Origin of the sequence: Pantoea sp. ME81 (assembly GCF_903970985.1) — a bacterium.
GTDB classification, from domain to species: domain Bacteria; phylum Pseudomonadota; class Gammaproteobacteria; order Enterobacterales; family Enterobacteriaceae; genus Pantoea; species Pantoea communis.
The window spans coordinates 1-22,576 of record NZ_CAJCKS010000079.1 but is presented as its reverse complement, the minus strand read 5'-3'; the positions used below and the strand labels follow the sequence as shown (position 1 = coordinate 22,576).

General features: G+C 48.2%; 18 protein-coding genes and 4 pseudogenes. 10 read left to right on the top strand and 12 right to left on the bottom strand.

All coding sequences use genetic code 11. The features are described from left to right. Window positions 1–2,566: autotransporter outer membrane beta-barrel domain-containing protein (locus tag H7A81_RS15350; RefSeq protein WP_182057950.1), on the bottom strand; the 2,566-nt coding region annotated here is incomplete at its 3' end. 873 nt (window positions 2,567–3,439) lie between these two features. Beyond that, on the bottom strand, window positions 3,440–4,141 hold the full coding sequence (locus H7A81_RS15345) for an EAL domain-containing protein (protein WP_182057949.1): 702 nt from the start codon (window positions 4,139–4,141) through the stop codon (window positions 3,440–3,442). A gap of 638 nt (window positions 4,142–4,779) precedes the next feature. Here H7A81_RS15345 and H7A81_RS15340 point away from each other — a divergent pair. Together H7A81_RS15340 and H7A81_RS27985 are read left to right on the top strand one after the other, a co-directional pair. Beyond that, window positions 4,780–5,628, top strand: coding sequence for a hypothetical protein (locus H7A81_RS15340; RefSeq protein WP_182057948.1), 849 nt, complete (start codon window positions 4,780–4,782; stop codon window positions 5,626–5,628). Between the two features lie 363 nt (window positions 5,629–5,991). Continuing rightward, window positions 5,992–6,141, top strand: a pseudogene (locus H7A81_RS27985) (TetR/AcrR family transcriptional regulator); the annotation flags it as partial. An 830-nt stretch (window positions 6,142–6,971) separates the two neighbouring features. Here H7A81_RS27985 and H7A81_RS15330 read toward each other — a convergent pair. Further along, complete coding sequence (locus H7A81_RS15330; protein ID WP_182057947.1) at window positions 6,972–7,871, bottom strand: GGDEF domain-containing protein; 900 nt, start codon at window positions 7,869–7,871, stop codon at window positions 6,972–6,974. A 213-nt stretch (window positions 7,872–8,084) separates the two neighbouring features. Here H7A81_RS15330 and H7A81_RS15325 point away from each other — a divergent pair. From H7A81_RS15325 to umuC, 4 genes and pseudogenes are all read left to right on the top strand, one after another. Next, window positions 8,085–8,597, top strand: a pseudogene (locus H7A81_RS15325) (DUF2913 family protein); the annotation flags it as partial. 220 nt (window positions 8,598–8,817) lie between these two features. Further along, the gene (locus tag H7A81_RS15320; protein ID WP_182057946.1) at window positions 8,818–8,976 is read left to right on the top strand and encodes a hypothetical protein; all 159 of its coding nucleotides are present in this window, start codon (window positions 8,818–8,820) and stop codon (window positions 8,974–8,976) included. 608 nt (window positions 8,977–9,584) lie between these two features. After that, window positions 9,585–9,962, top strand: a complete 378-nt coding sequence (locus H7A81_RS15315; protein WP_182057945.1) for a peptidase — start codon at window positions 9,585–9,587, stop codon at window positions 9,960–9,962. A gap of 2 nt (window positions 9,963–9,964) precedes the next feature. Beyond that, a pseudogene (gene umuC / locus H7A81_RS15310) lies at window positions 9,965–11,227 on the top strand (translesion error-prone DNA polymerase V subunit UmuC). Between the two features lie 210 nt (window positions 11,228–11,437). On the opposite strand, the gene H7A81_RS27695 reads toward umuC, so the two are convergent. The 4 genes from H7A81_RS27695 to H7A81_RS15290 form a co-directional block, all read right to left on the bottom strand. Then, on the bottom strand, window positions 11,438–11,614 hold the full coding sequence (locus tag H7A81_RS27695) for a hypothetical protein (protein ID WP_255478980.1): 177 nt from the start codon (window positions 11,612–11,614) through the stop codon (window positions 11,438–11,440). Window positions 11,615–12,017: 403 nt separating this feature from the next. After that, window positions 12,018–12,893 carry a transporter gene (locus tag H7A81_RS15300; protein WP_182057944.1) on the bottom strand — a complete coding sequence of 292 codons (876 nt, stop codon included), beginning with the start codon at window positions 12,891–12,893 and terminating at the stop codon, window positions 12,018–12,020. Beyond that, entirely contained in the window at window positions 12,890–13,939 is a 1,050-nt protein-coding gene (locus tag H7A81_RS15295; RefSeq protein WP_182057943.1) for a phenylacetaldoxime dehydratase family protein, read from the bottom strand. The genes H7A81_RS15300 and H7A81_RS15295 overlap by 4 nt, the downstream gene beginning before the upstream one ends. Window positions 13,940–13,941: 2 nt before the next feature. Beyond that, window positions 13,942–14,946 (bottom strand): carbon-nitrogen hydrolase family protein, encoded by a 1,005-nt coding sequence (locus tag H7A81_RS15290; RefSeq protein WP_220458107.1) that lies wholly within the window; start codon window positions 14,944–14,946, stop codon window positions 13,942–13,944. 150 nt (window positions 14,947–15,096) lie between these two features. On the opposite strand from H7A81_RS15290, the gene H7A81_RS15285 reads away from it, so the two are divergent. From H7A81_RS15285 to H7A81_RS15275, 3 genes are all read left to right on the top strand, one after another. After that, the gene (locus H7A81_RS15285; RefSeq protein WP_182057942.1) at window positions 15,097–16,041 is read left to right on the top strand and encodes a helix-turn-helix domain-containing protein; all 945 of its coding nucleotides are present in this window, start codon (window positions 15,097–15,099) and stop codon (window positions 16,039–16,041) included. Window positions 16,042–16,380: 339 nt separating this feature from the next. Next, window positions 16,381–17,040 (top strand): hypothetical protein, encoded by a 660-nt coding sequence (locus H7A81_RS15280; RefSeq protein WP_182057941.1) that lies wholly within the window; start codon window positions 16,381–16,383, stop codon window positions 17,038–17,040. Window positions 17,041–17,239: 199 nt separating this feature from the next. After that, window positions 17,240–17,485 carry a hypothetical protein gene (locus tag H7A81_RS15275; RefSeq protein WP_182057940.1) on the top strand — a complete coding sequence of 82 codons (246 nt, stop codon included), beginning with the start codon at window positions 17,240–17,242 and terminating at the stop codon, window positions 17,483–17,485. A 40-nt stretch (window positions 17,486–17,525) separates the two neighbouring features. Here the strand turns inward: H7A81_RS15275 and H7A81_RS15270 are convergent, their stop codons facing one another. Further along, on the bottom strand, window positions 17,526–18,206 hold the full coding sequence (locus H7A81_RS15270; protein WP_182057939.1) for an SOS response-associated peptidase family protein: 681 nt from the start codon (window positions 18,204–18,206) through the stop codon (window positions 17,526–17,528). 54 nt (window positions 18,207–18,260) lie between these two features. Between H7A81_RS15270 and H7A81_RS15265 the strand changes: the two genes are divergently transcribed. Further along, the gene (locus H7A81_RS15265) at window positions 18,261–18,569 is read left to right on the top strand and encodes a DNA polymerase III subunit theta (RefSeq protein WP_182057938.1); all 309 of its coding nucleotides are present in this window, start codon (window positions 18,261–18,263) and stop codon (window positions 18,567–18,569) included. Here the strand turns inward: H7A81_RS15265 and H7A81_RS15260 are convergent. The 4 genes and pseudogenes from H7A81_RS15260 to H7A81_RS15245 all read right to left on the bottom strand — a co-directional run. Beyond that, window positions 18,552–18,785: a hypothetical protein gene (locus H7A81_RS15260; protein WP_182057937.1), complete on the bottom strand. Its 234-nt coding sequence runs from the start codon at window positions 18,783–18,785 to the stop codon at window positions 18,552–18,554. The genes H7A81_RS15265 and H7A81_RS15260 overlap by 18 nt on opposite strands. A gap of 22 nt (window positions 18,786–18,807) precedes the next feature. Beyond that, window positions 18,808–19,697, bottom strand: a pseudogene (locus tag H7A81_RS15255) (Rpn family recombination-promoting nuclease/putative transposase). 341 nt (window positions 19,698–20,038) lie between these two features. Further along, entirely contained in the window at window positions 20,039–20,200 is a 162-nt protein-coding gene (locus tag H7A81_RS15250; RefSeq protein WP_182057936.1) for a hypothetical protein, read from the bottom strand. A gap of 1,421 nt (window positions 20,201–21,621) precedes the next feature. Next, window positions 21,622–22,576 (bottom strand): hypothetical protein (locus tag H7A81_RS15245; protein ID WP_370529957.1); only part of this gene is annotated, 955 nt, incomplete at its 5' end.

Below are 22,576 nucleotides of genomic sequence, written 5' to 3'. Positions count from 1 at the left end.
CGCCATAGTCCTTCGACGTATACAACCAGTTTGCTTCCACGAACGGCTCGAACTGACGGAAAGAACCCTTGTCCAGATGGCTCTGACCGATCATTGACAGACGTACACCCAGGCGAGTCTGTACGTTATCACTGCCGCGACCTTTCACCGTCGTGCCATTCGCTTCCGTGTGGTCATCAGCTTTCACGCCGGACCACAGCACCTGTGCCTGTGGCGTCACGTAGACGTTGTTTTCCATCCCGTCTGACGTCATATACGAGCCGGTATGGAAGACATAACCCGTTTCCAGGGAGGCCGTCAGGCCTTTTGATTTGTACTTCTCATAGGACAGCTCGTCACCCTTCACCGAGTTATCGAACCAGTTCCACGCCAGCCAACTGTCGGCATACAGACCGGTTTTGTCATTCGCATTCTGATACCAGGTACCATAGATGCCCGTGCTGTAACCCCATACAGAGCCTTTTGAATGATAACCAGAGATGTTGTTGTTCGTGTTGCTGTACTGTTTACCGTAGCCGCCCATCAGGCCAAGACTCAAGGCATCGTCGGCGCCCAGGCTGCCGTTGAAGACATCCCCACCCAGCTGAAACACCATTCGGTTAGCAGAGTACTTTGACTGCCCGTCTGACAGACGGCCTTCCGTATGACCGCCCACCGAACGTACCCACAGGCTGCTCTCATGGCCTTCACCAGTTCCCGGATACGTGTAGACGCTACCGCCCTGACGATCCTTCAGGCGCATGCTGAACATCGTGGCCGCGGCCTGCAGGTTGGAGGCATAGCTCCCGCGCTCTGGGCGATAGATATGCGCGGTACCGGCATTACTGTCATTACCGCTATTACCACTGTTGTCACTCTGGCTGGTCAGATACCAGTTATTCATATTTGTGCCGGAAGCGGTGCCATGTTGCAGATGGTACTCATAGCTACCTACCACTATACGCCCGCTCTGCGTAAAGGCATCAGCCGTAGAGCTGCCGGTAGAAATGAGTTCAATGCCTTCGAGGGTCTGGCTGCCATTTCCGCCTTGGTTGTCAACGGTGACATAAGTAGTGCCTGATGCATTACCAGTAATGATGAGTTTATTAGTACTACTATTGTCACCATTTAGTTTGGAATTAAAGACGACATTTCCATTTATTCCTTCATAATTGCCATTAACAGTCAGTATGTTTGCCGTATTTGTACCACTACTGAGAAGGATAAAACCACTGTTAGTTAAATTACCAATTGATGATGAAGTATCCTTCAATAGAGAGATATAGCCGCTATTTACAATGTCAGTACCTTTAGCAGAGAGGCCTTCTAAAATGGCAGTTCCACTATTGGAAATCTTATTATTCGATCCTAAAAGAGTACCTGATAGAATAGCTTTTCCCACTGTATCTATAGTGCTGTTATTAGCAGTAGTTTTTTTGCTTTCAGTACAACCATTTTCATCGCCTGCAACACAATCACCAATAACTAATACAGACTCTGCTGAGTTATTAATAGAGGTATTACTGACATTATTCCCATAGAGTAAAATTGAGCCATCTGTTGAGTTAAATGAAGAAGACGAGACAGTGTTAAGCGTAGCTTTAATTACACCACTATTTTCCACGGAAGAATCATTGGTTATAGTATTTTTATCTATATATATGTTACCATTTTCATTTATAACGACTGAACTTTTTGCAGAATTACCAGACAGATACATTTTGGCATTTTTATTTATAATCTCAGCACTACTGACTGAGTTTTCAATCAAATATGCAGTGCTTGCATCTTTATTAGAGATAATCGAATCGTTATCTATTTTGTTATTTCTTGCTTTGAGAACCCCTCCGTTGGCATTGCTTATTTTTGCACCAGATGCATTGTTATAATTTAAATCGATAGTGCCGTTATCGTTTATGATGGTGGCGTTATCTACCGCATTATTATCTACAACAGCTGTTCCTGAGTTCAGGATGGTAGCATTGCCCGCATTATTATTTTTAATATAAATGTAAGCAGGGCCATAGTTATTTATACTTGCTGAAGTTGCAATGTTATTCATAATATAGGCAAAAGAGTCTGAGTTATTTGTGATTTGTGCTCCCTCTGCATTATTAGAGTCTAAAAACAGCATTGAACCTGAAGAATTTTCAATCTCTGCTTTATTTGTGTAACTTTTATATATAACAACAACACTGTTATTGGTTGATTTTATCTTTACCCCATCAACAAGGTCACCCTCATAATATGCACTGCTATCTTCAGCATTAATCGCGTAATCACTTCCACCGTCCGCGCCTATATGACTGTCAGCGTCTTTATTAAAGGTTAATTTAATATCTTTATTATTGACCGTATCATAATAACTAATATCGTAACCACCTCCATTCTGCGTCGATTTAAATTTATAGGGCGACTCTGCTGAGGATAAATATCCATCATCATAAGTATACTGGTAGCTACCAGCTACCTGATCTTTACTAGTCACTGCACTGGTTGCGACTGCATTACCTTGGGCATCCGTGGCAGAATAAGTATTGGTTGAATGTATAATACCTATCATAATTCCTATTATAGATTTCTTCATTCGTATATCCTAAAAGCTCCTGTGGAATAAATTGGCTTCGTCCATCCTGATGGGTAAATAAGGCTATATCGTAATAGCGTATGCATGTCAGAAAGGTTTATGCTGCGGTTTTTTGGTAGTTAACAGATATAATTTTTTGCGGGTGACAATCCATCACTTTGTGTCTTGATACTGTCCTTTACATATTATGAAGAGCAGCTCAAAGAAAGATGGGAAAATCCGTGCCCGACAGAAAAAATTCAAATCCGGGTATCAGACTCATTGGTCGTTTGATATTTTATTTATCCTGCTCAATCAAGTTATTAAGGCACTTGCTTTGCCTTATGATGATAGTTTCATAAACTGATTTTTTGGCATTGACTTTGACCTACCAATGGTGATTCCGCGTTCAGCCATAATCTACTACAGATTTCGCAGGCTTAATGAGTAAGAAAGATATCAGAGAAAACACTGAAAAATAAATTCAACAGGAAAGTGCAGACATTTGAAGGCTGTTCAGATTTGTTGCATAGGCAGATAAGATAGGTAAAAAACATGTTAACTGACTACTGTTAATGCGACAGAGCCATTTATCATGTCACCCTACAGTGTCACTAATTTCTCAAGCACGTCTGCACCCACTTCATATAGCATTACCGTGCATTTTTCATCAATATAGGGTGCTGGTATTTCTAAAGAATTACCGACATAATAAAAGTTATTTTAATTTGATAAAACAATAAGGCATGTTGCTTAATCATGTGAAAGAGATTACATGAGACTTTTGTAGTATATATGGGCGAATCCAGTCTTATAACTATGAACCCCAATAAAAAACCTTATCTTTAGCAAAAGAAGTGTATGATATTTTATATGGATTAAAATGAAATTATTTCAAGATAAATTGTCACCCCCATGATGCGGACTGGTAGATAATAACACTGTTAGGTCTTTTAAGGCGTCTTCACAAATTTCTTTGAAAAGATATCCCTGACCAAATAGAAGTCTTTTTTTTTCTAGGTTGTGGAATTGTTCATTTTTCTCAACCCCTTCAAAAATAACATTTAAATCCTTTGAAGTGTATTTTTCCGTTAGCTCAGAAATTGAGTTTTTATTGGAAAAATCCCTCCAAAAACTGTATTTATCTATTTTTATTGATTTAATGTTTTTGATTAAATTCAGATGAGGATACTCTTCATTGGCATCCAAGTCATCAAGCCAGATATCATTATTCAAAGAATTCAGGAATTCTATCCCATTGTCAGAGAGAAACTGCATATCATGTACGTCAACCTCAAAGCACAATATTTCAAGTTCATTGAACTTTCTGAGAGTTTCCGGATCAATAAATTTAATCGACTTATAATTTAAATTAATGCTGACGCGAATTTTTTTATTTATAAAAAAGTGGTGATTTTTTTCAATTACATCGATCTGATTTTTAAGAATTTCATTTAACACTTCTCCGCTCGCTGTTTTAAAGAAAAGCTCATTGTTATTCAATTTTTCACCTTTCTCACCATAAGCTCTGGTGAGGCATTCAACTGCGTATAGTTTACCGTCGGAACTAAGAATGGGTTCAAACGCTATTTTCATTGTGCACCTTTTAAAAAAACAGGTATTACTTCATGAAAAGAAGACATGATTCAGAAAGCTGATGCCGAGTTTTTTCAATGCAGAGAGCCTATTATGAATAAAAGCTTTTCGTCTTGAAATGAGCATTGCAACTTCGTGAAACGTGTATACTCTTATAGAGATAATTAAACTCTCCGGATATAATTATATTCTTTATATATGAAATCACTCCCCTAAAATCCGAATTTTTCCGTATAACACACCTGAGTTCAACAAAAAACCTCTCTTTGCTTTACTAAGAAAACTGATAAAGGCAATGTTTTATGAACTAAAGAGAATGATTTTCTTTTCGCCTTTTATTATGAGCGGTGAATAAGTCAGTGTTTGAAGTGGTTTTTTCTTGGGGTATTTTTTTAAAAAAATTCAGAAATATTTTTCACATCATAGATCCTATATTTCTTCATGTAACATTTAAATCCAGTTAAATAAAAATTATCAAATTCTAACTTAATCATTTTTCAATCTATCTCATTAAAATGTTTCAATGCCGTGATTTAACCAGAGTCAACACTTTGAAACTTAAATTAAATTAATGTGATAAGTGTTTTGTTGAGGTTGAATTCATTTTAACATAGCCTTTTAGGGTGGAAGAGGTTGTTATGGAAAGAAAAGTAAAAACGTTCATGCGAATAAAATCAATTAACGATGAAATTAAAGCAAATGAAAATTTTCATTTTGCGGTAAGCATTCATTGCAAAATGATTCTGAATGAGTTTGCTCGTAAGAAGTTGTTTTATAAATTTATCTTTAGTAATAACAGATTTCTAATTTCAACGATTACTGCTTCGGTTTATTACAGTCAGGAAGATTCCTCTCTCTCCGAAGTTTCACGTCAGTGCCTCAAAACAGGTATGGTCAGTTTGAATACTGTATCTTCTTTATTGACTCTTTTTAAGGTAAGTGGAAGGATCCGTGTCTGCAACAGCAATAAAGATCGTCGAAAAAAAACATACATGATGACTGAAAAAGGAATTGAAGATACTTTATGCCTGCTTAATACTATGACCCCTAGTTTGAAAACTGTCTTTCCTGAATCATTAAAGGGTGAACGTTTAAGTAGTTTTGATCTTCCATTTTTTTTTAGACGATATACAGAAATTCATGAGTCTTCTGTTTTTCTCATTAATCTTGTAAAGGATGTTGAAGTATTTATCGCAAAAGATTCCGGTCACATGGTGCTCATTAATATTTATATGCTCGGAATCCGTAACGAAAATTCTAAAGATACGATAAGCTCTATTGCTAAACGTTGTGGCATATCTCGCACACATCTGAGAAGCATGATTTTAGACGCAGAATCAAGAGGTTTACTTCTGCTTGAAAGTAAATCTAATAAAATTATTGTGTATAAAGAGTTCTTTTCCATGTTCAACTCTTATATGGCTTATTATTTCTCTTTCTTTTATTACGGCATGGAAGGTATTTCAGAAAAAAATAATCAATTATAAATCACCCTTTCAGGCAGTGACGAAAAAACATGCTACCGCCCTTTGCGTCACTCAGGCAAATTAAGTTGATTTTTATTATTTCAATCACTTTAATAAATATTCATGAATAATTACCTCGCATGATATAGATACTGAGTGATAATTATATTTTGTTTGAAGGAATATAACGCATACTTCATGCATACAAAACGTAATGATTTACAACCAAATTTTGACGTTAACAGGCGATGAAAATTATTGACATTTTTCATTAATGTGGTTCTTGTGAAGGTGCGCGAATCAAATCCCTCCGGCTCATTGGTTTCATTAATCAGGTTATGTGGAAAACAACACTGACTAGGCACGCAGCCAAAAGTTCACGATATGACCAGCAGGCGTCAGAATATTCTGGAAAGCGCTTACCAGGCTTTTATTGAGCATGGGTTTGCCAGTACAAGCACGGCCGAGGTGGCCCGACGGGCGAAAGTCTCCAAGCGGACGCTTTATGAAGTTTTCCAGGACAAACAGCCACTGTTTGCAGCGGTCATCAGTGAGCGCCACCATCTTTTGCTCGACCTTCCAAGACCTGATGATGAAGACTGCCCCCCGTCAGAATGTCTGTACCGCACTTTCAGACTTGATATCAGCGATGAAGCGTACCGGGAACGCGAAGCTGTTCTGAAACTCATGACGAGGGAGTCAGTTCTGTTTCCTGAACTCTCTGACTATCTTTACAGAACCCGCGCAATTAACGCACGTGAGATGCTGATGGAATGGCTAGAGGACTGTGTTGACAGAAAAGGATTTGAGCCGGTAGATCCTTAGGTCTGTGCCGGCATGCTCATGGACATTGTTTTCGGCGCGCTTATGCCACGTCGCCAGCCATGCAGCATGGAAGAGAGGCAGATCGCCATGTTGCACATCAAAAAACGCATCCAGATAACTCTGCAAGGTATGAAATGGGGATCAGTTTAGTCACCGGCTGACATGAGGTGTCGTCGTAATTTCTGCTGGATGACTGTATTTCTGCCATGGATCCTTCCTGAATCAGTTTTCGCACTTTTATAATACCTGCCCGGTATTGTGCAGCCTATTGTCAGTCGTTGGGTCGGAACGCAACGTCAAAAAGTCGCGTCTTCATCTCACATAAGTACACTCATGTGGCGCAAAGTAGTGGTTCATCCCTTACTAATGACGACGCTTCACAGGATGACTCCTTATAGTAGCGAAAATAATCATGACGGTCATAGGCGCGGATGGACCTGCAGAGAATCACTGTAGGGCCATCTAAACAGCTTTTGTTACCTCGGTCGATGCAACAGTGGAGCGGAATGTCCCCCATTGAAGTTATTTATTATATATAATTAGCCATAACGTCGAGGGGCGTACTTAATGCAATTTCGCCCTGCCATTTTTGCCTGATAAAGTGCATTATCAGCAGCGCTGATGATGGCAGAAGACGAATCATGTTTATTTTTGGACGCCACTCCAATACTCAGGGTCACACTTATACTGCCATTGCAAGCATCTGAAACTGACGCTTTTATCCTTCTTATAATATCTTCAGCATTGACATTATCAAATATTACAATGGCGAACTCTTCACCACCTGACCTGGAAATGAAAACGTTGTCGCTCATAAAATTACCAAGCCTCAATCCGGTATTTCTCAATACCTTATCACCAGCCTCGTGCCCATATGTATCATTGATTTTCTTAAAATAATCAATATCAGCAATACAAATCGTTCCCGTCCTGTTTTCTATCTCTCTAAGCTTAATATTAAGATGCCGTCTGTTAGGTAATCCGGTTAATTCGTCAGTTAAAGAAAGATTAACCGCAGACTTATAATTAAAATTCACATATGATATGAATTTCCTGAAAGAATAGATAATCATAATCATAGCTGGAAAATAGAGAATTGCTGCTATCACAGAAGCTGTATCCCTCTCCATAAGGTTTAGGCCGCCAGCTACAGACGTCAGAGATGAGTTAAGAAGCAAAAATAAGCTGATTCTGAATACCAGTAAATGCGGCTCTTTAGAGTGAATATTAAAAGACTGCCGGATAAACCATGCCATTACTGCTACTGTGCATGAGTTGATAAAAAAGTAGAAATTAAGTCTTGATGTATCACCCATAACGAATGAAAGCAAAATAATCACAGCTGCCATAACGCAGGTGTAACTGATTACCATTCGGTAAAGGAGTCCTTTTGGGGACTCAAACTCATAAATGAGCTTATCGTGTATCTTGAAATTCATCACGTGCTCCTGATTCTGATTAAGGAATAATTGTACCATATGAATATTTATGAAGGTTATAAATCGTGCTGTTCTTTACGCTGCATTCGTAGTCGCAGATAATTGATAAAACTCTATTTTTTCAACCACAGTAGTTCGCTGTTACTGTCCGGGTTTCCTCGCCGATTTCTGACATTCACATAGAGGCCCCAGAATGACGGGCAGGCTAATTCTCCCGCGCAGGACAGTCTTTTTCTCACCCGCTGGCTGGCCACGGCGGAGAAGCAGCGGCGCTTCCCCAAAGCGCTGGCCAGCGATATCAGCTGGCTGCTTAAAGAAGGGCGGACCAAAGGACTACGAGCAGACCTGCCTGGAAAACTGGACTACCTCCGGCGCCCAGAGAGTGGCAATCTCAAGGAACAGAATGATCTTTTCCGCTTGTTAGATGCGCTTCATGCCGTCAAATTGATTGACTGGGCGTGTATGGTACTTACCGACAATGAGTGGTGTGGTCGCCATCAGCTGAAGCTGGATTGTGGAGTTTCTGGCATTTACCTCAGCCGCACTGCGCTGGATAGCGGCTTTGACGAGCATGGTCAGCAGCGCATTGCCCTGCCCGCCCGCATAACTGGCGAGTTACCCGTGCTGAACGCGATGCTGAACCGCTCTGGCTGGCGTCGCGTAAAGACGGAAAGCGAAGATGAGCTGCTTTATCACCTTCTCGCTGAAGGCTTTACGAGAGCCTGAGCCCGCTCAGTGTTTACGATGAACTCTGTGCAAAAACCTTAATGACCGGCTTGTCCCTTAGGCCTGGCGGCGGCAATGATTGCTTTCAGGGCGTCGGTTTCCATCAGTGGCGTTGTCCGTTGAACCATGGCGTGCAGCTCGGGCAAAGCGGGACCCTATCAATTACCGGGGCGGCCCGTTAATTCTCACGCACCTTATTCAACGGGACCCGGTGATGCACGTGGATAAAGTTCCGCCCGGCTTCGACGTAAAACTCCTCAAAGCTGAAGTCGCATCCATGACACCGGTAGCCATGGTGCTGCAGGCAGGCTTTTCTTGCCACAGGATCACGTTCGTAGGCATTCACAAGGATGTGCGAATTTGCGCCTTCACTGAATGAGGCTATGGCGGGCAGCTCCTCCGGCAGATATGGTGTCTCTCTGCAGGCATATCAGCCCCCCTCATCCTGAACGAGGTAGCGCAGCTGCAGATGGTGGCTAAATTTTTTTATCCGTGAGATATCATCTGAATTTCAGACAGGCTGTGGCCCATGACGAACGTGTACAGATCTTAACCCTGCCTCACTCCAAGTGCTTCAGCGCCTGCTTACGTGTCCCAGGCGCCGAAGATGACCTTCATGTCGTTATGATCGATGAAAAGATCACATCCACGTCCAGTTTGCGCAGGTCGTGTCCTTCGATAAGATAAACTGTTTTCTGTTCATAGCATTTACATGAGTACACTGATGCGGGCTACCTTATCAGTAACAGTAAATGAATTTCTGCCATAAGCTCAGTCCTCGCGCCGTCAGGGCGGAGACTGCTGAAGAGTGGGGGCTGGCAGCCTCAGCGTGGCAAACTCCCCTGACCCGACCTGCCGCCTGTCCCTGGCGTGCGTGGATGCGCTACTGCAAAGCGTGCGCATCTGCGTTGCCCCGCCGGCACTGAGTCCGGAAGCTGATTTAAACAACTGATACGGCTGACGTGCCGGTCAGAACGGAGCATATCAATGGCCTTTCAGAGCCCGGCCCAGAATTACACCGAGACGCGCCTGAACCTGGGTGACCTCGTCAGCCTCTCAGCTTATTCCACTTACCTGATGCGCAGCGACTGTGACATCCCTGACGCCGGCATCGTGAAAGGGTCAGTGCTGGCCATCGACCGGGCGCTGACGCCGGCGCATGGCCAGCTCATTGTTGCCGAGGTCGAAGGCGAACTGACGCTGCGGCGTCTGCTGCTCAACCCCGTCCCCGCCCTTCAGGCGCCGGATGCGGATGAAACCGTCACGCTCATAGACGTGAGCCAGCCGCTGCCCGTCTGGGGCGTGGTGGCCTATGCCCTCACCGACGTGGCCGGGCTGGGATTCAGCGGAGCAGCGGGGGTGTGACCATGTTTGCCCTTGCGGATGCCAACAATTTTTACGCCTCCTGCGAAACCGTGTTCCGGCCTGACCTGCGCGGCCACCCCATCGTCGTGGTATCCAATAACGACGGCTGCGTTATCGCGCGTTCAGCGGAGGCAAAGCGGATGGGGATAAAAATGGCCGCCCCGCTGTTTCAGAACGAACGATTCTTCCGCGAGAACTGCGTTCACGTGTTCAGCTCCAACTACGAGCTGTACGGTGACATGTCGGCGCGCATGATGGCCATACTGGGAGAGATGGCGGCCGGGCAGGAAGTCTACTCCATCGATGAGAGCTTTCTGGACGTTACCGGAATTGGCAGCCTGATCCCGCTGGAGACGTTCGGGCAGCAGATGCGTGCGCGCATCCGGCAGGAAACGGGCCTGATTATCGGCGTGGGCTTCGGGCCGACCAAGACGCTGGCCAAGCTCGCCAACCACGCGGCCAAGAAGTGGACGAAGACCAACGGCGTGGTAGACCTGTCCGACCGGAGTCGTCAGCGGAAGCTGCTGCAGCTCACCGACGTCAGCGACGTCTGGGGCATCGGGCGGCGCATCGGCGTGCGCATGAACCAGCTGGGCATTACCACGGCCCTGCAGCTGGCCGACAGCAACGTCAGCATGATACGAAAGAACTTTGACGTCATCACCGAGCGCACCGCGCGCGAGCTGAACGGTGAGTCCTGCCTGGCGCTTGAGGACGCGCCGCCGCCGAAGCAGCAGATAGTGAACTCGCGCTCCTTCGGGCAGCGCGTCACGCATCTGGAGGACATGCAGCAGGCGGTGGTGCTTTACGCCACACGCGCGGCGGAAAAGCTCAGAGAGCAGGACTCGCGCTGCCGCCACATCAGCGTATCAATCGCTACAGGAAGGCACGGCGACGAGCCGCAGTACTCGAATACAGCATCGTGCATCTGCGATTAGCCGACAAACGACACGCGGGACATCATTGACTCTGCCCTGCGGGGACTGGGTACCATCTGGCGGGATGGCTACCGGTACGCGAAGGCCGGCGTCATGCTGGGTGACTTTTATCAGTCGGGTGTGGCGCAATTTGACATGTTCAGCGAGCAGCTGCCACGCGCCAACGCTGACGCCCTTATGGCGGCGCTGGACAGTATTAATCGCTCGGGCCGGGGAAAGGTGTGGTTTGCGGGACAGGGGGCACAGGACAGTAGCTGGCATATGAAGCGTGAGATGCTGTCGCCCAGGTACACAACGCAACTCCGTGATATTCCGGTCATCAGGTGATTGCCTGTGATCCAGCGTCACGTTATCAGTGACTGCAGGCTTGCCACAGAAATCGGCTGAGTATTTTGATGGCCCGTACCCCCGGAAAAGAAGGCGGGCGCATTTTTCTGAGGACACGCTGACAGGAAAGCTTTCGGCTCCGATGGCTAAGCCAGATAGTGTGCGTGATGCCATCGGTAAAGCCTGCATGAAGCACGGGCAGGCCTCTGTTCAGTTCATAATTTGCCTCGCACCATGCCAGCTGAACCGGATTGTCGCGCCCGTGCGCAAACCCTTTTCAGCATGATGAAATTTGTAATCACCTCGCCAGACGGCTTCATTGCCGGTTGATAGCTGGCGCTCCTGTTTAGAACGCGCCCAGACATCCATGAACGGACGCTTACGCACATTTTCCTCCACTTGTCCGAGTCGTGACGAAGCGACATTTTCATCCAGGCTTTGTTTCCCTCCCGAAGAGCAACTGAAAAGGTGCAGATTTTGTCTCCATACCCTCCATAGTCCCTTTCTATGCTGAAAATACCGCAGGCCGAAAAAACGTGCAGAAGAAATGACCGGATCCTCGACACGGGGATGATGCCAATATTTTATGACCCCGGGTAGCGCTAACCGGGGTAAATTTTTTAATCATGATAACGAGGTCGCCCCAAACTGTATTACAGCAACCCATTGAAATAATGTGAATAAATTAGGAAATGTCCGTTGGTTTTATATTTAAGATAATAGGTTCTTTTACAGAACTAACGGCACAGATCGAAAATTTCTGGCCAGAGCCCCCCCCCGGCCAGGAATTTCAGAAAAGGTAACCTAATCTCAGACTGATATTTGTATCCTGCCGGAATCCCTGCTCTACAGCTATATCACGACCACCTGAGAACTGAACCTGAACGGCAGGTGTAATGAAATGCGAGGCAGAGATACGGACATACGTGCTGTCCAGCCGGTCATCCCGGGAAATTCCGTCAATCCGGCTTTTGGCCCCGGTTATCCATCCGCCGCCAAATCCAAGTTGCGTGGCAGGCGTCAGGTTGTAACTCAGATACGCCTGATATTCGTACCGCGGACTCTGACTGAGTCTGTTGTTATCCGCGCCGTACCGGTTATTTGCTGTCGTCCAGGAGACATCCGCACCCGTAGTGAATGCCCAGGCGTCTGAGAAATGATGGATCCAGACGCCCTGCATCAGATAGCGCCAGCGATTTTCCCCTACATTCACAGCTTTTTCATTGTTGTAGGCTCCGGTGGGCGCATAAATAAAAGGTGCCAGGGAAAGAATGTCACCGCCTTCGTTGTCCATCCTGAACTTGAAAGGCACCCCCACAATGATATCGCCCATCCCTGACGCGCTGCCGAGTGGGCTGGCATCTCCCATCGCGTCCACCCTGGCAAACGGAATGATAATTTGTGGCTCAATACTGAAGTTTTCCGCAGGCCGAAATCCATGAATAAAGCGCAGCAGTGTGGCCTCAGAACGTAATCTGTAATCACCGCCTGCTTTATTGCCCTGAGAATAGTAGTCATTGCTGTGCGCATACTGAAAATAGGCCAGCGCGAATGTTTTATTCGCCGGCATCATCTCGTAATCTCCGGGAGAAAACTCAAGGGCATCAGCAGGCATGCTTAATGCTACTGCAAGAGAAATACCGGTACGGCAAAAAAACGTATTCATAATGATCCTCCGCTGTCCTGCCGCAACAGGCCAGTCCCCGGGTGACAGTTAACATATTCAAAATACTGTGATTCTGCGGGTACAACGACAATTTCATGCCACAGGCGGAGCGCGATATTAAAGTTCAGCTCTTTCACGTAGCGCATGAACCCGCCAAATATCGCCACGTGTGTCGGATGGCTTTTTGCCCAGAGCTCAAGGGCGGCCATATCGGTAAAATGTGCCAGACCAAACGTTTTTTCCGTCAGCGCATGTGATGAGGGATCTAACACCTGCATATACCGGCAGCTCAGGCAGCCTATGGCATGGCCCTGGTCTCTCAGGAAATTCATTCCCTGGTGCAGTACCGGCTCCACTTCTGTGAGGTATTTTTGTCTTTCTTCCTGTTGCGTGGCCGACCAGTCCTGCCCGGAGCGAATGAGGCAGAGGTTGTTACTTCCTGTCAGCAAAATCCGTTTTCCACTTGCTGTCAGCGAACGGGATTTACCGGTTCCCCGTAGGGGGGTGTTCTGGGCTGCAGGCAGGCGATCGCGGGCACTCCCCCAGTAACCATGCTCACGAATTTCACCGCTCATGCCTTCTGCCAGCCGGGCGACGCCTTCCGGGGATGCTTTGTCTGAAAATATGGTCTCAAAGCTTTCAGGCTGCGGGCAGACAATTTCCAGAAAGAACCCATAATCCCCGCTCTCCCTTTCTGGTGAATTCCACCATATGTGGAACAGGCTGCTCTGTTTCCAGCTCTCAAACTGCTCTGCGGATGACCAGTAGGCGATGGCCATCAGATTATAAAAACCCGCGTGGTCTTTGCATGACGCTATGTCCCAGTGGCCGGGGCCATCCGCTGACGAAAAACGCGCAGTGACTTCATTCAGGGCAGAAATATCCGGACAGTTTCTCCCCTGAATACCGAAGTACGCCATGACTACCCGGCCGGTCAGGGGGGAGAATCGGGCGGTCCAGGCCGGAAAAGGCGGCTTATGTTCTTCTGGCATGGCGGAGGAACATCTGCGCAGGGTACGCAGATGCTCAGGAATGGCAGATTCCATTTCTACTCCTCCTCTTCTTCAGCAGCAGCCTGTTCGGCAATTAGCTCAGGAGGCGAATGCCGTTTAATCACAGTCTTGTTGGCTGAAGGATTGAAAAGGAGGCGTGTCACGTCAGGGCGGGAATAGTGGCCTACCGGGTCAGCCGCCAGTTTGGCAAAGGTAATCGCAGAAGGGTCAAGCTCAGCGATAAGCAGTCCTTCCCCATTTTCCCCGAGAGGTGCGACGAGTTCTCTTCCATCCGGGCCGTAAATACGGGCATGTCCCCCCCCGGCACTGATTAACGCTCTCCGTTCGTCGTCAGGACAGAGGAAATCAATCATCTCATCAGAAACCACGGCGCACGGGGCTATCACGAAGCACTGTCCCTCTGCGGCATACAGGCGTGAAGCCGCCGTGTTGACCTCGGGACCCAGCGCGGCCGTTGCGCTGGTGTAAAGACTGAAGCTGGGCCAGGCGGCAATATGGATCTCCTCATGCTGGGAATACATCGCATAACGGGACAGCGGCTGCAGATGCTCCCAGCAGCAGAGTGCTCCGACGTTCCCCAGAGGTGTCTCCCAGGTAGTCAGCGAGGAACCGTCGCTTTCACCGAACAGCGTACGCTCCACGTGCGTGGCCTTAAGCTTGCGCCGGATGCCAATGGTTTCCCCGTTGCTGCCAATCAGCCACTGTGAGATGTAGAGACTCCCGTGATCGCGCTCGCTGAAGCCCAGAACGACAACGATATTATTCTGCTGCGCCGCATCCGCAATTCGCTTCGCCTGGGCACTGTCCAGCACCAGAGAGTTCTGATGGTACTGATAAACCAGGGGCATATTCGTGGCGGGCGAGTTAAGCCATAAGAACCACGGATAACCGGGTATCCAGGTCTCAGGAAAAGCAATGAGTTCCGCACCTTTCTGTGCGGCTTCAGAGATGAGGGCGATTGTTTTGTCGATGGTACCTTCAAGATCCATAAAAACGGGGGCGGCCTGAACGCAGGCAACGGTAACCGGTTTGTTCATCATGTTCTGTCTCCTGGTAAAAATAATTCAGCAGACACAGATATATCCTCCCTTCCGGACTCGGCGTTATAACAGGAAGGAAAGGATGCTTGTCTGAAAAGGAACTGGTCTGAAGTTTGCATTACATGTCCAACCAGGGCGGAGGTTGCTGACATGAATACTTATAACACTGCTGATGTTTTGTATGCTGAGCGGGGTGAATACTGGCAGCATGCCATCAGCCATACGTTTGTTCCGCTGGAAAGTACTTTTTCCGGAAACGACAGGCACGGCGTTATCAGCTCCAGGAACTGGGGAGACCTGCGGCTTTCAGAGGTCAGCTGTAGTGCCCAGAACGTCATAAGACGCCGAAAAGGGGCTGATAATCATCCTGATAATGCCATGCTGCTGAGTTTCATCAGTCAGGGTAAAACGTCCGTGATTCAGGCGGGCGGCCATGCCGGCCTTGGTCAGGGTGAATTCGGGCTTTATGACACCCGCTTTCCTTACGAACTGCACCTTCATGGTGAAACGCGTCAGCATGTGGTGCAGATTCCTATAGAGCATTTGAGACAGAGGCTGGGAAAGACAGAACACCTTGTTGCGTATTCCTTTGGCAAAAAACATTCCCTGACGCCTTTTCTTTACGTACTTCTGAATAACCTGATGGCGCAGCGAGAAGATATTGCATCCCGTCACACCAGCGTCCTTTACAGACAGCTCCTTGAGCTCCTTACAGTAATCGTCTCAGATGAATGCAGAGCAAAAAGATCGTCCCGTTCATCCGCAGGACTGCTGCTTCAGATTAAAATAATGATAGATCAGCAGCTTTCGGATACTACGCTGTCAGTATCAGGCATTGCTGAATCATTCCGTATTTCACCGCGTTATCTGAGCATGCTCCTGAAAAGTGATGGGACCACCTTTGGCCGGTATGTCCTGACTCAGAGGCTGAATAAAGCTTCACTGGCTTTACAGTCCCCGCTCTATTCAGATATACCTATCAGCCATATTGCATGGAAGTTGGGGTTCAGTGATATGGCTTATTTTTCTCGTGCATTCAGGGAAAAATTCAGCTGTTCACCAACGGAATACCGTCATCAGGCTGGCGAGGCTTAGCTGGTGATGGTCATATGACAGGTTCCAGTGCACGAAATAAATCTGATGACTGTCGTGATAACTGGCTTTCTGGAAATTCAGTAACGTAATTTTTTTCACTCCACAGAACATCAGTCCGGTTTAAAATAAGGTATCAATTTTTTCATCGAACCGATGGCATAGATGAAAATCCAAGAAAAAAAGGTGATTGTAATTTTAACGTACGTTTTCGTTACGTTGGACCTCAAACTCCTATTGTCAGGCTCATAAAGAAAAACTGTCCCCTGAGCGTTAAACTGCGGAATACTTTCTGGCGCCTTTCGTCAGAAAGTTTTTATCCGTTGAACAGGGCGGGCTTAAATGACCTCAGTTGTATTACGTCAACCTCACTTCAGAAATATTCTGGCGCTCTCCTCCGTCACGCTGGCCATGCTCGTTCTTCCCTTCGCCTTTATCGATGAAAAGGCCGCCCGCGTCATTTTTTACCGGTGCGGATACTGTTCCGTGGCCGGGAGGCTGTATGAAGTCTGCATCAGAAAGCTTAAGCTCTGTCGTCCGCCGATGGCGCTGTCCTTTCTGGCGCTGGTAATGGTTTACGCCTGCGGGTCGGTTCTGGCCAGCTTCCACGATGGTCAGCGGGAAGTCCTGCTGATAACGGCCGGCAAGCGGATGATGCTGGCGTTTTTTATCATGAGCTACATCCTGCACGTCTACCGTGAAAACCTGTATTCCCGTGCCCTGCTGGCCAGGCTGGCGTGGTGCTCGGTCATCGCCGGCTTCACGGTGACCACCGTTTACGGCATCGTTCAGGGTGCCATGACGCACGAACGTATCGTACTGAGGATCAACCGCGCCACGCTGACGGCAGAGCGGTGTGGCCAGACTTCGCTGGGGTCAGACTTCGTTGGGGCCAGTCTGCGTCTTACCGCATGGGTCGGACGGTGCCGGTTCAGCAGCCTGGAGAGGCAGGTGGTAAACCTTAACGCGTCAGCCCTGACGCCGAACGTTGCCCCTCTCTGATTGCCTGTTTTTTAATCAGGATTGCCGCGCGCCGGGTTTCAGGGTTATGGTGAACATCACTGATAACCTGCCGGTAGCGCGAAGCCGAAAGGCACACCACCTTCCGCCTCCGGTCCGGTAGCTCACTCCGCGGCGCTCCGGCGCGCCAGTGGACGGATAAATCAGCCTGCGGGCACACCCCCGATGAGGTGGCGACAGAATGAACAGTCCTGAGGAAGAAACCAGCGAGGATATTTATCATGATGCCTGCTTTGCGGCCGGCATGTGCTGCCTGCGGCTCGCCAGCGAGGGCGGAGAAATCAACCGTGAGCGACTGTCCATCGAGCTCATGCGGCTGCTGGGCGCCCTGATCGAGAAAAGAGAAGAGTGTCCTTCTTCGCTAATCTTTGCCATTGAGCAGCTGCGCGGCGAGCCGGATGTCGAAGCGGACGAAGGCGCCGGGTAAGTCGCGACGCTCAGGGCGTGCCCGGTATTATTTTAACCGGTCAGTCCTTACCTTCCGAGGCGGGCTCGACCAGCTCCCTGCCCTGATTGTGAATGTTACCCACCTTTTTGCTGACCGGGTGCCACGTGAACGCCTTTTCAGGCAGGGCGGCTTCACACGCGATTTCTTCTGCACGCTCAGGTGACGTGCCGGCGCTCAGCCACTCGCGAACGGCGTCAGGGGCAATTACCAGCGGGCGCCTGTCGTGAATATCGACCATACCCCTGTTACTGGCTGACGTCACAATCACAAACCCCTCTTTGCCGTAGTCCTGACCGAACGGCTGCCTGCCGATGGCCGCAAAGAACAGGGGCTGATTATCCTTATGATAAATGCAGAAGGGCTGCTTCTTATCGCCTTCCTTCTTCCATTCGAACCAGGCGTCGGCGGGTACGATGGCGCGTCCGTGGTTCCACAGCGGCTTAAACATACGGCTGCCTGCCGCTGTTTCACCGCGCGCGTTTATAAGCGGCTGCTTATCCCACCACTCCGGGCCATAGCCCCAGAATACCGGGTCGAGGCGCAGCGCGTCACCCTGCTCGTTGAGGAGCAGCACGCGCGTGCCCGGCGCGACGTTATAGCGAGCGATGGGCTCCGGGTCGAACGTGATTTCATCCGGTTTCAGGCCGAGTGCCTTAAAATATTCATCCCGGCTGCTGTACTGCGCAAATCGTCCGCACATAGACACCTCCTGATGAAAGAATAGCGGGATATACTGACGTCAGGAGGATTTCATATGTCACAGAATTTAGCCGCACGAAGCCCGGAGGAACGCGCAAAGGTGAACGTGGATCTGGCCGCGTCGGGAGTCGCCTACAAAGAGCGCCTGAATCTGCCTGCTTTTCCAGCTGAGGTTGAAAGGGAGCAGCCCGAGGCGCTGCGCGAGTACTTCAGAGAGCGCCTGCAGCATTACCGCAATCTGGCCCTGCAGTTTCCGCGCGGAACCGATCCGGTGTCTCAGAAAGAACTAAAGGGGGAATGGCGTCCGTGGCAGGTACGGGAAGAAGCCCCAGAGTCGGGGCATTTTTTACTTCTGAGGCGCTGAGTTAAACGAGCCCAGCATAATGCCGATCATTGCGAGTCCGGTAATATAAAGTCCCGCTATCACGATCACGCCGGACACCTCCGTCAGCTGGTTTGCTTCAAGCCACGTTGTCATCAGATGAGCGCCGTCATTGAGCGCAGTGCGTAGTCCTGCCGGAAGCCAGGACGACAGCATCTGGGCAGCACCATCAAGTAATTTTGTCAGCTCACTGGCCATGGTTTCATTATCCTGTTTTCAGTCAGTGGAGGATCTGTTCCAGGTCTTTTTCAGTCAGACCGGTCAGATTCATCACTGTCGGATTATCCAGCCCCTTCTCCAGCATGGCACGTGCAATTTTAAGGGTCGCTTCACGCTCACCTTCTGCACGCCCCTGCTCCCGGCCTTTCTGCTCCAGTTGCTGTGCAATCGTCATCAGTTCATCCTCATGCTGTGGCACTCTCTGCGCCAGGTTGCGTACGAAGGCTTCGGCGTCGTCGGTTTCGCCCGCCTGTACGAGGTAGTTTATCCGCGATACCAGCTGCTGTCCCGTCAGGTGCCCGGCCATCAGGGTGGTGGCCAGCCGGTCCAGCAGGTCAGCCAGGTCGCGCCGGTGTATGTGCTTCTGCAGCAGGGTCAGCGCGGCCATGCTGCGGTGATTCACGATCTCCTCGTCCGGGATCACCGTGACGTCGACCAGCGGGAACGGCGCGCCGTAAAGGCGCCCGGCCAGCGCCGGATCGTCAAACTCCTGCAGCCAGTCGGTTGAGTACGGATACGGGCTGCCTTGCCGGTGTAGAACAGCACCGGGATGACCAGCGGCAGCTTTTTATGTCCGGCGTCAAGGTGGCGCTGCATGGCGGCCACGGCGTAGCGCATCAGGCGAAAAGCCATGTGCCGGTCAGGCGTGGACTGGTGCTCGATTAACACGTGGATGTAGCCGTCGCCGGCCGCGGTCTTCAGGCTGTAGAGCACGTCACTGTAGTAAGCGCGCAGGTTTTCCTCCACAAAGCTGCCTGATTCCAGCTTCAGGGTGCTGAGGTCACAAACGGCGCGCAGCTCTGCCGGCAGTTGCAGCTCAATAAAGTCCCGGGCCGTGGAGGGATGCGTCAGGAAAGCCTTAAAGGCAGCATCGTGGGGAGCGGATGTCATTTTCATAGTAAATCTTTAAAGTTCATATCCGGACGTAGCTGGTGCCGGCGCAGAAACTTCTCTTTTTGCAGTGATTTTCCATGACATAAACATCAGAAAACCAATCCATAAGGCACCACCCATACTGAAGGATGGCAGCATGCATGCGAAAAGGACGGTATAAATCGATAAAAGAAAAATACGCGGAACATTCATAGGCACCTTACTTGTTGAAATAGGGTTAGGTTTCAATTCATTTAAACAGTGACTGAATGCATCGCGGCAATCACACCATAAAGTAAGTGCCATACCGTAAATAAATCTGTTAGCTCAGAATAATATTAATATATTCATTTACGGGTTCATTCAAAACGTTCTTCCCGGTCACTGAATTCACGCCGTTCGCTTTCTTTTTCCTGCTGAATGCTGCGATCGAACTGTACCAGCATTTGACGGGCTGCTTTGGAAATATCGGCCCTTTCTGAACACTGCAATTCTGTCAGAAGAACGCGTTGTTCTTCCATTTTGGCTGACCAGCCGTCTGAAGTTGCCCAAGGTCTGAACTCACTCACCATTACTGCCAGTAATGCCTCAGCATCATTACATCTTAACTGCATGGATTTGGACAGTATAACCACCTTCAGCCTGTGAATAAGGCACCACAAGCTCTGCGATAGAACTGAATCGCGTGTCCGGATCCTTTTCGCCCCACTCCAGAACCTCTTCAGGATTGAGTTCGCGTTCTTCAAGCGGATGGTTTTAAAGGGTAAAATACAAAGCATTGGCAACGTCATCGTCTGTCTTACCCTCTTCAGAAGAAAGCAGGTTCAGCACGAGCTTCAGATTTTCACCGATGACTATTCTGAGCAGTTTATGCAGGTCGAATGAGTAATAGCTTTGATTTGAGCAAAAGAAAATTGCCTCTGAAATTTACAAAGTTTCTCATCAGAAGCACCTTTGAAAACACGTTTAGCCAGCATCTCAAGATGAGGAGATTGTTCATGTCTGTTTACATTCGCAAAATGACGCAGCAGCGAGCAGATGAAATCCTGAGAATAGCTGATGATATTATCCGAAGGTTTATATTCTTTTTGTATAACGGTGGTTTATCCTCATATCGAGTATATTAAGCACGCAGTTGTAGCCATTTTTGCAGGGCCGTAACGCATTCAATAAATCTATAAGGTTATCATCACTGAGCAAAGCATCCTGCCCATTGGCGATGCTGGAATACGCTTATGCATCAGTCCCTTCTCCGGACAGATGCAATTTTATTCTTCTTACTGCATTTTTGTCTAACGGTACGGATAGCTGGAGAGCAGGATAAGCGGATTTTTAAATAAACCATCAAGTAATGCATCGACCACCGAACTGTCTTCATGCGAAAGGCCGGTAATTGTACCGCAGATAAATGCCAAATTCAGCCTGCCGAAGTCTGGCTCTGAGAGGGTCTCTTCTAACTTCCGGAGAATATAGTCTCCCCACCCACCTTTGCTGCCTATTCTTTCAGCAAAAACTCCCATCTGTTGAGGCTTTGCTATGTCATTAAATTTTATGAGGTCAGGGTTACAGAAAACTCTTTACTTCAAGTGTATTTTTAACTCCATGTATTTTATACATATAAGTGTTTAGAGTAATTCTGCTATAGACTTTTTTATGGAAAATGTTACATGGAATTTTGATAAGAATGTGTAAGGTGCAGAGCCTACTCATATCAATTTGATACTATAACGTCACTTGACTTTGCGATGATGATAAAGAAAAGATAAATGCCCCGTGGGGCATTTATGCTTCGTTCCAGACTGTGCCAAGACACCAGGCTAAATGCCGGTTATCGATACAGTCATTAATGCACAAAAAGCGCAATCAGAATAATGATTGGAATTGGTACACCTAAAAAGAACAGTAATAATGAACGCATTTTGAACTCCAGAATAATTAAGAATTATAAATCACGTTGACGGCCACCAAAGGTCGCGCTGAGGCTCGCTACGAAAGCACCAGCCAGCAGAGAAATGAAAGTCCAGAGCATCAGATAGCTCGTTGCTTTACGTGTGGTGTCAGCAGCCTCTTGGGCTTTCTGCTTCGTGTCTTTTAATTTAGCCTGAGCTTTGTCATAAATGCTCTGCAACCGCTGTTCAGCCTCCTGCTGGCTGATACCCGTATGCTGCGCAATTAATCCTGCGACGTACTGACGATCTTCATCAGGTAAGGCTCCTGTGCTGATGCTGTTAACCAAAATACCGGTCACTTCGCCTAGCTGTGCAGGAGAAACTGGCTGATGAGATGCTGGCGGGGTTGCAGAAGCAGGACCAGAAGCGTCATTAGCGGGAGTACCGGAATTATTCGCCCTGAACAAGGAATTGACGAAATAATTCATCGACAAGCCCTGTTCTGGAGAAGGGCCTTTGGCCACACTCGCGACTCCTGTTGCTGAGGTCGCTGCGGCCCCTCCGGCAACAGTACCCACGATTTTAGCTCCACCTCCAATAATGGAACCTACCGTACTCGTCAACAGCACGGCGGAGATCAGCGCCGCCACTGCCCACGTCAGAAATCCATGTGCAGTATCGCGGAAGTAAATTTCATCGCTGCGTGTATCGACCCATTTTGTTCGTAGCCGGCCGGACAAATAGCCCCCCATACCTGACGCAACAATTTGTGTAAAGGTTAACCAGGCTATGGCAGCAATGCCCACCGTACCCGCGTCAAGCCCGCGGTTTCCCCATGGTGAAACGGACGTAAAACCTAAACCCGCGCCCAGCATGAGCAAAATTAAAGAAAGAGATGCCGCTGCAACCGCGCCGGCAAAGATGGCACCCCATGAAACAGCGCTGTTGCCTGGGGCGGGCAGAGGTAAACGGGTATCGGGATACGCGTTATTAGCGGTAGATTGTTCG

Excerpts from the sequence above, each read along its gene's own strand:
- H7A81_RS15345 (WP_182057949.1), bottom strand. The coding sequence starts at position 4,141 with ATGAAAATAGCGTTTGAACCCATTCTTAGTTCCGACGGTAAACTATAC.
- H7A81_RS15340 (WP_182057948.1), top strand. The coding sequence starts at position 4,780 with ATGGAAAGAAAAGTAAAAACGTTCATGCGAATAAAATCAATTAACGAT.
- H7A81_RS15330 (WP_182057947.1), bottom strand. The coding sequence starts at position 7,871 with ATGAATTTCAAGATACACGATAAGCTCATTTATGAGTTTGAGTCCCCA.
- H7A81_RS15315 (WP_182057945.1), top strand. The coding sequence starts at position 9,585 with ATGGCCTTTCAGAGCCCGGCCCAGAATTACACCGAGACGCGCCTGAAC.
- H7A81_RS15300 (WP_182057944.1), bottom strand. The coding sequence starts at position 12,893 with ATGAATACGTTTTTTTGCCGTACCGGTATTTCTCTTGCAGTAGCATTA.
- H7A81_RS15295 (WP_182057943.1), bottom strand. The coding sequence starts at position 13,939 with ATGGAATCTGCCATTCCTGAGCATCTGCGTACCCTGCGCAGATGTTCC.
- H7A81_RS15290 (WP_220458107.1), bottom strand. The coding sequence starts at position 14,946 with ATGATGAACAAACCGGTTACCGTTGCCTGCGTTCAGGCCGCCCCCGTT.
- H7A81_RS15285 (WP_182057942.1), top strand. The coding sequence starts at position 15,097 with ATGAATACTTATAACACTGCTGATGTTTTGTATGCTGAGCGGGGTGAA.
- H7A81_RS15280 (WP_182057941.1), top strand. The coding sequence starts at position 16,381 with ATGACCTCAGTTGTATTACGTCAACCTCACTTCAGAAATATTCTGGCG.
- H7A81_RS15275 (WP_182057940.1), top strand. The coding sequence starts at position 17,240 with ATGAACAGTCCTGAGGAAGAAACCAGCGAGGATATTTATCATGATGCC.
- H7A81_RS15270 (WP_182057939.1), bottom strand. The coding sequence starts at position 18,206 with ATGTGCGGACGATTTGCGCAGTACAGCAGCCGGGATGAATATTTTAAG.
- H7A81_RS15265 (WP_182057938.1), top strand. The coding sequence starts at position 18,261 with ATGTCACAGAATTTAGCCGCACGAAGCCCGGAGGAACGCGCAAAGGTG.
- H7A81_RS15260 (WP_182057937.1), bottom strand. The coding sequence starts at position 18,785 with ATGGCCAGTGAGCTGACAAAATTACTTGATGGTGCTGCCCAGATGCTG.
- H7A81_RS15250 (WP_182057936.1), bottom strand. The coding sequence starts at position 20,200 with ATGGAAGAACAACGCGTTCTTCTGACAGAATTGCAGTGTTCAGAAAGG.